The sequence below is a fragment of the Parasphingomonas halimpatiens genome (genome assembly GCF_036663795.1).
Lineage (GTDB): Bacteria > Pseudomonadota > Alphaproteobacteria > Sphingomonadales > Sphingomonadaceae > Sphingomonas.
Genome location: NZ_JAXOJP010000066.1, coordinates 1 through 10,372 on the forward strand (window position 1 = coordinate 1; position 10,372 = coordinate 10,372).

At 66.6% G+C, this 10,372-nt stretch carries 8 protein-coding genes; 4 read left to right on the forward strand and 4 right to left on the reverse strand.

What is annotated here, in order from left to right; all coding sequences use genetic code 11:
- Positions 1–141: 141 nt before the first annotated feature.
- The gene (gene astD / locus U1839_RS26110) at positions 142–1,551 is read right to left on the reverse strand and encodes a succinylglutamate-semialdehyde dehydrogenase (protein WP_443030664.1); all 1,410 of its coding nucleotides are present in this window, start codon (positions 1,549–1,551) and stop codon (positions 142–144) included.
- A 63-nt stretch (positions 1,552–1,614) separates the two neighbouring features.
- A complete protein-coding gene (locus tag U1839_RS26115) occupies positions 1,615–2,979 on the reverse strand; it encodes a protein adenylyltransferase SelO family protein (protein WP_332806482.1) in 1,365 nt (454 codons plus the stop codon).
- Positions 2,980–3,016: 37 nt separating this feature from the next.
- On the opposite strand from U1839_RS26115, the gene U1839_RS26120 reads away from it, so the two are divergent.
- A complete protein-coding gene (locus U1839_RS26120) occupies positions 3,017–3,892 on the forward strand; it encodes an alpha/beta fold hydrolase (RefSeq protein WP_332806483.1) in 876 nt (291 codons plus the stop codon).
- Positions 3,893–3,924: 32 nt separating this feature from the next.
- Complete coding sequence (locus tag U1839_RS26125; RefSeq protein ID WP_332806484.1) at positions 3,925–5,040, forward strand: glycoside hydrolase family 130 protein; 1,116 nt, start codon at positions 3,925–3,927, stop codon at positions 5,038–5,040.
- A 3-nt stretch (positions 5,041–5,043) separates the two neighbouring features.
- On the opposite strand, the gene U1839_RS26130 is transcribed toward U1839_RS26125, so the two are convergent.
- Both U1839_RS26130 and U1839_RS26135 read right to left on the reverse strand, forming a co-directional pair.
- Positions 5,044–5,538: a hypothetical protein gene (locus U1839_RS26130; RefSeq protein ID WP_332806485.1), complete on the reverse strand. Its 495-nt coding sequence runs from the start codon at positions 5,536–5,538 to the stop codon at positions 5,044–5,046.
- A 19-nt stretch (positions 5,539–5,557) separates the two neighbouring features.
- Positions 5,558–7,390, reverse strand: a complete 1,833-nt coding sequence (locus U1839_RS26135) for a DUF885 domain-containing protein (protein WP_332806486.1) — start codon at positions 7,388–7,390, stop codon at positions 5,558–5,560.
- A gap of 120 nt (positions 7,391–7,510) precedes the next feature.
- On the opposite strand from U1839_RS26135, the gene U1839_RS26140 reads away from it, so the two are divergent.
- Both U1839_RS26140 and U1839_RS26145 read left to right on the forward strand, forming a co-directional pair.
- Complete coding sequence (locus tag U1839_RS26140; protein WP_332806487.1) at positions 7,511–8,650, forward strand: glycosyltransferase; 1,140 nt, start codon at positions 7,511–7,513, stop codon at positions 8,648–8,650.
- Positions 8,651–8,715: 65 nt separating this feature from the next.
- Positions 8,716–10,119, forward strand: a complete 1,404-nt coding sequence (locus U1839_RS26145; RefSeq protein ID WP_332806488.1) for an NAD(P)H-dependent flavin oxidoreductase — start codon at positions 8,716–8,718, stop codon at positions 10,117–10,119.
- The last annotated feature ends 253 nt before the right edge of the window (positions 10,120–10,372 follow it).

Here is a 10,372-nt window from a genome sequence, read left to right on the forward strand (position 1 = left end):
CCCGGCCCGGTCGTCATGCTCAACGGATGGCTCGAAATCCAGGCCGCTAAACGTGCCATCCAAACCCTCGGATACCAGACCAATGTGTGAATCTGGTAGCCCTGAAGGGGAGGGGCTTAAGAGAAGAAGACCTCGCTAAGTTCACGCGTCGCGCAGGCCGATGCCGATGCTCGCCCGCGCTTGGTCGGCTTCGTTGCTGACCACGGGATAGGCGCAGTAATCGGCGGCGTAATAGGCGCTGGGGCGGTGGTTGCCCGACCAGCCGATGCCGCCGAACGGCGCCGAGGAGGAGGCGCCGTTGGTCGGGCGGTTCCAGTTGACGATGCCGGCGCGGGCATTGGCCCAGAAGCGGTCGTAGAGCGCGGGGTCCTGGCTGATGAGCGAGGCGGACAGGCCGTAGCGCGTGTTGTTGGCCTCGGCGATGGCAGCGTCGAAGCTGTCGGCGCGGATCACCTGGAGGATCGGGCCGAACAGCTCGATATCGGGGCGCTCGGCCAGGTCGGTGGTGTCGATCAGCGCCGGGAGCAGGAAGGGGCGGTCGGCGACGGGGCGTTCGAGGTGGCGCAGCGGCTTGCCGCCGCGCATCATCAGCGTGAGGAAACTCTCGGTCAGCTGGTCGGCGCTTTCGTTGTCGATCACCGCGCCCATGAACGGCGCGGGGTCGTCGTGCGGCGCGCCGACGATGATGCGCGACAGCAGCTTGAGCAAGGTCGCGATCAGCGGGTCGTAGAGTTTGGTGTCGACGATCAGCCGGCGCGCCGCGGTGCAGCGCTGCCCGGCCGAAGTGAAGGCGGATTGCACGACGAGCGTCGCCGCGGTCAGCAGGTCGGGCGTATCCCAGACGATGATCGGGTTGTTGCCGCCCATTTCGAGCGCGAGGATCTTTTCGGGGCGCGTGGCGAAGGCGCGGTTGAGCGCGATGCCCGTCGAGGCCGAGCCGGTGAACAGCAGCCCGTCGATATCGTCATGCGCGGCGAGCGCCTTGCCCTCGGCCGGGCCGCCGAGCAGCAGGCGGACGACGCCTTCCGGGATTCCCGCGGCGTGGAAGCATTCGACCATGAAGGCGCCGGCGGCCGGGGTCTTTTCCGACGGCTTGAACACCACCGCATTGCCGGCGAGCAATGCGGGCACGATGTGGCCGTTGGGCAGGTGCGCGGGGAAATTATACGGGCCGAGCACGGCGAGCACGCCATGCGGCTTGTGGCGCAGCGCCATGCGGCTGCCCATCGGCGAATCGAGCCGGCGCTGCGCGGTGCGCTCGGCATAAGCCGCGACCGAGATGTCGACCTTGGCGACGACCGAATCGACCTCGGTGCGCGCCTCCCATAACGGCTTGCCGGTCTCGCGCGCGATCAGGTCGGCAAAGGGCTCGGCCCTGGCGCGCACGACATTGGCGTAGCGCCTTAGCGCCTCGATACGATAGGTCAGCGGGTGCGACGCCCACGCCGCCCAGCTGCCGCGCGCTGCGGCAACCTCCGCATCGACATCGCCGCTATTGCCGCGCCACAGGACGGCGCCGGTCGCCGGTTCGATCGAAAGCAGTTCCGCCATCAGCCTCTCTTAACCGCAGGATTCGGGCTTGTCGAAGGGGGCAGTTTCAGCCCGGTGCTCGGGTCAGGCAAGCGCCGCGCCCATCGCCCGGATCGCCGCGACCTTGGCGTAGAAGGGTGCCCAATTGTCGGCGCGGTCGATCTCCGACCAGATTGCCTCGACCTCGTCGATCTGCATCGCGCAGGGGCTGCCCTGCCAATAATGATCGTCGCGCGGCTTGCGCGGTCGATAGGGCGCCAACGCCGCGCGCACCGCCGCCCAGGCCTCGCCATAGCTGTCGGGCAGGTGCCCGCCGAACGCATCGAAGAAGAAGCGATCGAGCGGGGCTGTTGTGCCGCGCAGCACGGGTTCGATCGTCTGGATCAGCGCGCGGTCGCTGGCGGGATCGTGCGGGGTCAGGCCGAGGCGCCACAGGATCGCGCGCGACACCGCCGGCTGGTAGTGGTCGCCGAAGCTTTCGAGCACCGCGATGAGCGGCTCGGCCGGGCTCAGCAGGCGCAGCGCGATGGCGAGCTGGGCGACGTCCCAATGGATCGCCTCGGGTTGGCGGCCAAAGGCATAGAGCCCGGCATGGTCGAAATAGGCGGCGGTGAAGCCCGGGTCCCAGTTCGGCGTGAAGCGCCACGGGCCATAGTCGAAGCTTTCGCCCGAGACGTTGATATTGTCCGAATTGAGCACGCCGTGGACGAAGCCTGCCGCCATATAGGAGGCGGCAAGCGTGGCGGTGCGGGCGACGACATGGGCGAGCAGGCGCGCCGGGGCATCGTCGCCCGGCTCCTCGCCATAGAAGTGGCGCAGGACGTAGCCGACGAGCCGCTGCATATTCTCCGCGTCGCGGTCGTGCGCGAGGCGCTGGAAGGTGCCGATGCGGATATGGCCGTGGTTCAGGCGGACCAGCACCGAGGAGCGCGTCGGCGAGGGTTCGTCGCCGCGCTGCAGCGCCTCGCCCGTTTCGATCAGCGAGAAGCTGCGCGAGGTCGGCACGCCGAGCGCCTCGAGCATCTCGGTCGCCAGTACCTCGCGCACGCCGCCCTTGAGCGTCAGGCGCCCGTCGCCGAAGCGGCTCCACGGTGTCTGGCCCGAGCCCTTGGTGCCGAGATCCATCAGCCGATCGGCCGAATCGCGCAGTTGCGCGAACAGGAAGCCGCGCCCGTCGCCGATCTCGGGATTGTACACGCGGAACTGATGGCCGTGATAACGCATCGCCAGCGGCGTCGTCAGGCTGCCGGGCAGGGGCTCGAAGTGCCCGAAATGCGCCAGCCAGGCGGCATCGTCGAGATGGTCCAGCCCGACCTGCGCGGCGGCGCGATCGTTGCGGAAACGCAGCGTCGTCTGCGGGAACTCGGCCGCGGCGACGGGATCGTAAAAGGCGTCGCCGAGCTCGAGGATGGAGGTTTCGGGGCGATAAGCTTGCGGGTGTTGGCGCATGCGGCAATATGGAGGGGGATAACCGCAGGACGCAACCATGGCCGCCTATGAAAATCGCTATTGGTGGTCGAATGACGGGCTGCGACTGCATTATCGCGATTATGCGGGGCGGGCGGACCGGCCGCCGATCATCTGCTTGCCCGGGCTGACGCGCAACGCGCGCGATTATGCCAGCGTGGCGGAACGGCTGGCGGGCGAATGGCGCGTGATCGCGGTGGATTTCCGCGGGCGGGGCGAGAGCGGCTATGCCAAGGACCCGATGAGTTATGTCCCGCTGACCTATGTCCAGGACATGGAGGGGCTGCTCGGCGAGCTCGGGGTCGATCGCTACGTCGCCTTCGGCACCTCGCTCGGCGGGATCGTGACGATGCTGCTCGCCGGCGCCTCGCACCAGCGTATCGCCGGCGCGCTGCTCAACGATGTCGGGCCGGAGATCGATCCAGCCGGGCTCGGCCGCATTCGCGGCTATGTCGGCAAGGCGAGCTCGTGGCCGACCTGGATGCATGCCGCGCGCGCGATCGCCGAGAACAATGCCGACGTCTATCCGCACTGGGAGATCACCGACTGGCTGGCGATGGCCAAGCGGCTCTACCGGCTCAACAGCGTCGGGCGCATCGTGCTCGATTACGACATGAAGATCGCCGAGCCGTTCCGCGTGCCGGGCAACGAGGCAGGCCCCGACATGTGGCGCGCGCTCGACCAGCTCAAGGCGGTGCCGACGCTAATTTTGCGCGGCGACCGCTCGGATGTGCTGGCGGCCAACACAGCGACGCGGATGGTCGCGGCGCTCGACTCTGCCGAACTGGTCGTTGTGTCCGACACGGGGCACACGCCGACGCTCGACGAGCCGGTAGCGGTGGCGGCGATCGATCGGCTGCTTGCGCGCGTGGCGCGGGAACCGGTTGCCGCCTGAGCGCGTCTGATCGGCATGGGACGGGCGCAGCTATGACATTTTCCTTCGACAAGATCGTCTTCTCGCCGCGCGATGTCGATCTCGCGCGCTCGCCGCTTGCCGGCAAGATCGGCGCGGAGACCTATATTCTCGGCGCGTTCAACCCAGGCATGACGCGGCTGGCCAATGGCAATCTGCTGCTGATGGTGCGGGTCGCCGAGGCGCTCAGGAACCCAATCCATGACGGCCATATCCATGCGCTGCGCTGGGACGAGGGTGGCTATGTGCGCGATCCGTGGCCGCTTGACCTGGTCGACACCTCGGATCCGCGCAAGTTCATGATGCGCAGCGCCGGGTGGAAGGTGATGGCGCTGACCTCGCTGTCGTGGCTGCTGCCGGTCGAGCTGTCGGCGGATGGGCGCGAAGTGATCGCGGTGCATTACGACCAGGCGATCGTGCCGCGCGCGCCCTACCAATGCTACGGCGTCGAGGATGCGCGGATCAGCCGGGTCGGCGAGCGCTGGCTGATGACGACCTGTTCGGTGAGCCCCGAGCGCCATTCGACGACGCTGTACAGCTCGGACGACGCGCTCGACTGGCGGCTCGAGGGCATCGTGCTCGACCATCAGAACAAGGACATGCTGATCTTCGAGGGGCTGATCGGCGACGCATACTGGGCGCAGACGCGGCCGCTCGGCGACCTGTATTTCGCCTATCCGCCGGGTAGCCCGTGGCGCGCCGGTCCGTCGATCAACCTCGCCAGCTCGCCCGACGCGCTGCACTGGAAACCCTGCGACAAGCCCGGCATCCGGCCGCATGCCGCGACGCTCGCGACCGCGCGGATGGGAGGCGGTGCGCCGCCGATCAGCACCGAACAGGGGTGGCTCAGCCTGTGGCATGGCGTGGAGCCATCGGGCGTGATCGGCATCTACCGCACCTATTGGTCGCTGCTCGACCATGATGATCCCTCGATCGTGCTACGCTCGGGCGAAAGTCCGCTGATCGAGCCCGATGCGACGCTCACCGAGCCGCTCAAGGATCTGATGTATATCGACAATGTCGTGTTCACCACGGGCATCGTCGACGCCGGCGACCATTATGTCGTGGCGAGCGGCGAGGCCGATCTGGCCTGCCGCATCACCCATATTTCGAAAGCGGCTTTCGCCTGAAGTTTACAGCGCGCCGCGGCAGCCGCGCGTGCGGTAGAGGCCGTGCAGGAAGCCGCGCCGCGCGACGCCGGCAAAGGTAGCGAGCTGAACGCGGCGTTCGGCGCTCGCCGCGCCGGTAACTTCGCGGACGAGCCCGCGGAACGGGATGATGCTGTCGACCAGCGCCTTCCCCCCGGCCTTGGCCATCGCGCCCTTGCGGTTGCCGCGCACCGGCGCATCATCGCCGAAATCGGGCCCGAGCACATTGTTCAGCGCGCGTATGCCATTGGCGATCGTCGCGCAGCTACCCGTGCCGTTCATGCTGTAGGGGTTGTCGCCGATCGCTTCGAGCAATGGCGGCACCTTGGTCTTGACCACGCCGATATCCTGCGCCGGCCGCACCGCGATGCGGCCGACTTCGGCGCCGGTGCTATTGTCTTGCCCTGCCTGGGCGCTTGCCACGGTCGGCACCGCGGCGGCGAGCAGAAGGGCAATCTTTACGGCGTTGCTGGTCGTCATGCTTTTCTATCCCTCTTCATCAGGTTCCAGCGACGTAACGCGCGACAACGCCATTCAGCAGCGTCAGCGGTACATTGCCGGTTTTCACGATCAGATCGTTGAACCCCTTGAGGTCGAATCCTGTTCCCAGCTTCGCTTTCGCGACGGCGCGCAGCCGGTTGATCTCGTTGTGGCCCATCTTGTAGCCGCAGGCCTGGCCGGGCATCGCGGCGTAACGCTGCAGTTCCGCCGTCAACTGGTTGACGGGCATGCCGGTCGCTTCTTGGAACCAGGCCAGCGCCTGGGCGAAGCTCCAGCGTTTCGCATGCAGCCCGGTATCGACGACCAGCCGGCAGGCGCGGAAGTTCATCGACTGGAGATAGCCGATCCGCCCGAGCGGATCGCCGTCATAGGCGCCGAGTTCGTCGCCGAGCTGCTCGGCATAGAGTGCCCAGCCTTCCGAATAGGCGTTGAAGGCCAGCAGCGAACGGATCAGCGGCAGGCGATAGCTATATTCGCCCTGCCAGATATGGCCCGGAATGCCTTCATGATAACAAAGGGTCGGCAGCGAATAGCGCGGCCAGGTCTTGGTGCTCTTGAGGTTGATATAATAGATGCCGGGCTGCGAGCCGTCGATCGAGCCGGGGCCAGCATAGCCATTGGGCGCGCCATTCTGGATCGCCGGTGGCACGCGCTTGATGACCAGATTACCCTTCACCAGCGTGCCGAAGGCGCGCGGCAGGCGGGTGCGGATATCGGCGATGCGGCCGTTGAGATAGGCCAGCAGTTCGGCGCGCCCGGCATCGGTATCGGCGAACAATAAATCGGGTCGCTTGCTCAGCGCGGTCAAGCGCTCGCCAACGCTGCCCGTGGTCAGCCCCTGTGCTTTCAGCAGGGTGTCGATCTCGGCATTGATCGCACGGTGTTGCGCCAAGCCCAGCTGATGCAGCGCCTCGGGCGTTTCGTTGGTGGTGGTACCGGCCTTGACCAGCCAGCTATACCAGCCGTCGCCGCCCGGTCGCGCCCACACGCCCGGCGTCTCGATCGCCCTGGGACGCAGCTTGTCGAAGGCGGCGATCTGACGTTCCAGCGCCGGCAGCACCTTTTCGCGCGACAGTGTCGCGGCCTGTTCGGCATGGTGTGGCGGCAAACCGGCCTTGGCGCATTTTGCCGCGAAACTCTCGACGATCGACCACTCAGCGATCGGCTGGGCGGCCATGCCCTTGAGCTGGCCGGCGGTGATGTCGATCAGGAAATCGGGCAGGATCGCGCCCTTGGCGCCGTCGGCGATCGTGCGCCCGGTCTCGCCATCGACGGCCGCGGCATAGCTCTCGATCCGCGCGAGATAGGCATCGGCGTCGCTAGCATCGGCGACGTCGTGCTTGTTCTCGAGCAGGTCGGGCAGGTCCGAATAGGCGCCGGCGAGCTGCGAGACGGTGTAGGGCGTGTTGCGAAAACTGTTGTTGGTGTCGAGCGTCGCCACCGTGCCGACAGGCATGGCGCGCCACCCGTCGACCGCCAGCGTATAGGCTGCCTCGGCGGTATCGACGTCGAGCGCGAGATCCGCAGGCAGGGCGCGGCGATCGACGCGACGCAATTGCGCGAGGCGCCTGGTCGCGCGCGCCGCCCGGTCGAGGTCGGCGCCGTGCGTGCGATTGGCGAAGCGCCCGCGCAGCGCGGCCCGCGCGCCCTTGTCGATCCCGAGGTAGAGCGCTGTTTCGGGATAGTCCGTCAGCATTTCCTCGGCGATCCCCGCTAGCAATGCCTGCGCCGATTCGCCGGCCGGCGTGGCGCGTGCCAAAGTCGGGGCGAGCGCCAGGGTGCCGAGGGCGCCGGCGCCGGCAAGCATCTCGCGGCGGGTCGTTTTCATCATGCTGGTCTTCCTGCTGGTTTGGCGCAGATCAGCCGAGCGCGCCGGGAAGTGCAACGCAATTCGGGTGTGGCATTCCAAGCGGGCTGATTTCTCGATCAAACATCGCTAAGCACCCCGGCGATGTCGCAACCCGTCCATATCCTGCACTTGCATTCGACCTTCGCGCTGGGCGGCAAGGAGGCGCGCGCGGTGCGGCTGATGAACGCGTTCGGAAGCCGGGCGCGGCACACCATCGTCTCCGGCATGCCCGAGCAACTCGATGCCCGCGCGGCGATCACGCCGGGGATCAAATATGAGATCGCACAGAACCCGCCGTCCTTGACAGGCAGGCCCTCGGTTGCGCGGTTCGAGGCGATCGCCACATTCATGCGCCGCTTCGATCTGGTGCTGACCTATAATTGGGGCGCGATCGACGGGGTGATGGCAGCTCGCGTCTTCGCCAAGGGCATGCCGCCGATCATCCATCATGAAGACGGCTTCAATGCCGACGAGGCGCGCGGGCTCAAGCCGCAGCGCAACATCTATCGCCGCTTCGCGCTCGGCGCGGCGCACGCGCTCGTCGTGCCCTCGCAGACGCTCGAACGGATCGCGCTGAAGACGTGGCGCCAGCCGCGTGACAAGGTCCACCGCATCGCCAACGGCATCGATGTCGCGCGTTATGCCGCCAAGCCGAATCCGGGTGCCATTCCCGGGTTCAAGCGCAAGCCCGGCGAGATCGTGATCGGCACGCTGGCCGGCCTGCGCGAGGTCAAGGACCTGCCGGCACTGGTGCGCGCGGTCGGCGGCATGACGGCGCGGGCGCGGCTGGTGATCGTCGGCGAGGGCCCCGAACGCGAGAAGATCGCGGCGACGGCCGAGCTGATGGGCATCGCCGACCGGGTGCACCTGCCCGGCTTCCTGCCCGATCCGCATCGTTATGTCGGGCTGTTCGATGTCATGGCGCTGTCGTCGAAGAGCGAGCAGTTTCCGATCGCGGTGGTGGAAGGCATGGCGGCAGGCCTGCCGATCGTCGCGCCGGCAGTCGGTGACATTCCGATGATGGTCGCGGCCGAGAACCTGCCGTACCTGCCGCCCGACAATGACGAGGTCCGCCTGCGCGACACCTTGCAGAGCATGGCGATGGCCAAGCCAGAGGGGCGCGCGTGGCTCGGGCAGCAGAACCGCGCCAAGGCCGTAGCGGAATTTGACGAGCAGACGATGATCGCGCGCTATGCTACCCTATATGGGCAGGCGATCGGGCGACCCGCTACTTTCACCTGAGTCAATTTGCTCGCTTGTCACCATTCTGACGCTATAGCGGCCGGAAAGGGTCCCGGAGGCGTGTCGTGTTCAAAGGTTTGAAGCCAATAATGTACGCCGGCCGCGAGGTTTGGCCGTTGGTGGAGGGCGGAAAGGGCGTTGCAGCGACCAATCATGCGAGCGCCGGCGCCTGGGCAGCGGCGGGCGGTATCGGTACCGTTTCGGCGGTGAATGCCGACAGCTACGACCCCGACGGCAAGATCATCCCGCAAATCTACAAGGCGCTGACCCGGCGCGAGCGGCATGAAGAGCTGATCGATTTCGCGATCGAGGGTGCGGTCCAGCAGGTCAAGCGCGCGTTCGACATTGCCGGTGGCAAGGGCGCGATCAACATCAACGTGTTGTGGGAAATGGGCGGCGCCCAGCGCATCCTGCACGGCGTGCTCGAGCGGACGCGCGGCCTCGTCGCGGGTGTGACGTGCGGCGCCGGCATGCCCTACAAATTGTCCGAAATCACCTCGTCTTACGGCGTCAGCTACCTGCCGATCGTCAGCTCCGGCCGGGCGTTCCGCGCCCTGTGGAAGCGCGCCTATTCCAAGGCGGCGGATTGGCTGTCGGCGGTGGTCTATGAGGACCCCTGGCTGGCGGGCGGACATAACGGCCTGTCGAACGCCGAAAATCCGCTCGTGCCGCAGGATCCCTATCCCCGCGTCAAGGAATTGCGCGCTACGATGCGCGAGGGCGGCATCGCCGACAGCGTGCCGATCGTGATGGCCGGTGGCGTATGGTATCTGCGCGACTGGAACGACTGGATCGACAATCCCGAGCTGGGTCAGATCGTCTTCCAGTTCGGGACGCGCCCGCTACTCACCAGGGAAAGCCCGATCCCGGCGGACTGGAAGGCGCGGCTGACCAACATCGAGGAAGGCGAGGTGTTGCTGCATCGCTTTTCCCCGACCGGCTTTTATTCAAGCGCGGTGCGCAATCCGTTCCTGCGCGACCTCGAGGCCCGCTCGGAGCGACAGATTCCCTTTTCGACCCAGGAGGCGGGCGATCACACCTTCCAGCTCGATTTCGGCGTCAAGGGCAAGAATTTCTGGGTGACGCGCAACGATCTGCTGCGCGCGCGTCAATGGTTCGGCGCCGGCTTTACCGACGCGCTCAAAACGCCCGACAATACGCTCGTGTTCGTGACCCCGGCGGAGAAGCAGGTCATCCGCAAGGACCAGGCCGATTGCATGGGCTGCCTCAGCCAGTGCGCCTTTTCGTCCTGGGCGGATAGCGAGACCAACTCGACCGGGCGCCTCGCCGATCCGCGCAGCTTCTGCATCCAGAAGACGCTGCAGGACATCGCGCACGGCGGCGATGTCGAGCAGAATCTGATGTTCGCCGGGCACGGCGCCTATCAGTTCAAGCGCGATCCCTTTTATTCCAACGGCTTCGTGCCGACGGTCAAGCAGCTGGTCGATCGGATCCTGACCGGCGATTGAGCATCGTGCGGAAGATCTGACCTATATCGTCGCATCTCTTTCCACTTCCCCGGCGAAGGCCGGGGCCTAGTCGGGCGACGCTGCGACGGGCGTCGCCGCTCGTCATGTCAGCTATCCCAACTGGGCCCCGGCCTTCGTGTACAGACCGGGGAGATGGTGGACGGGTGTTCGGAGACATGGTGGACACATCGGCATGGAGGATTAGCCATGCCGTTCAAGGAGTGTTCGCTGATGTCGGAGCGCGAAGAGTTTT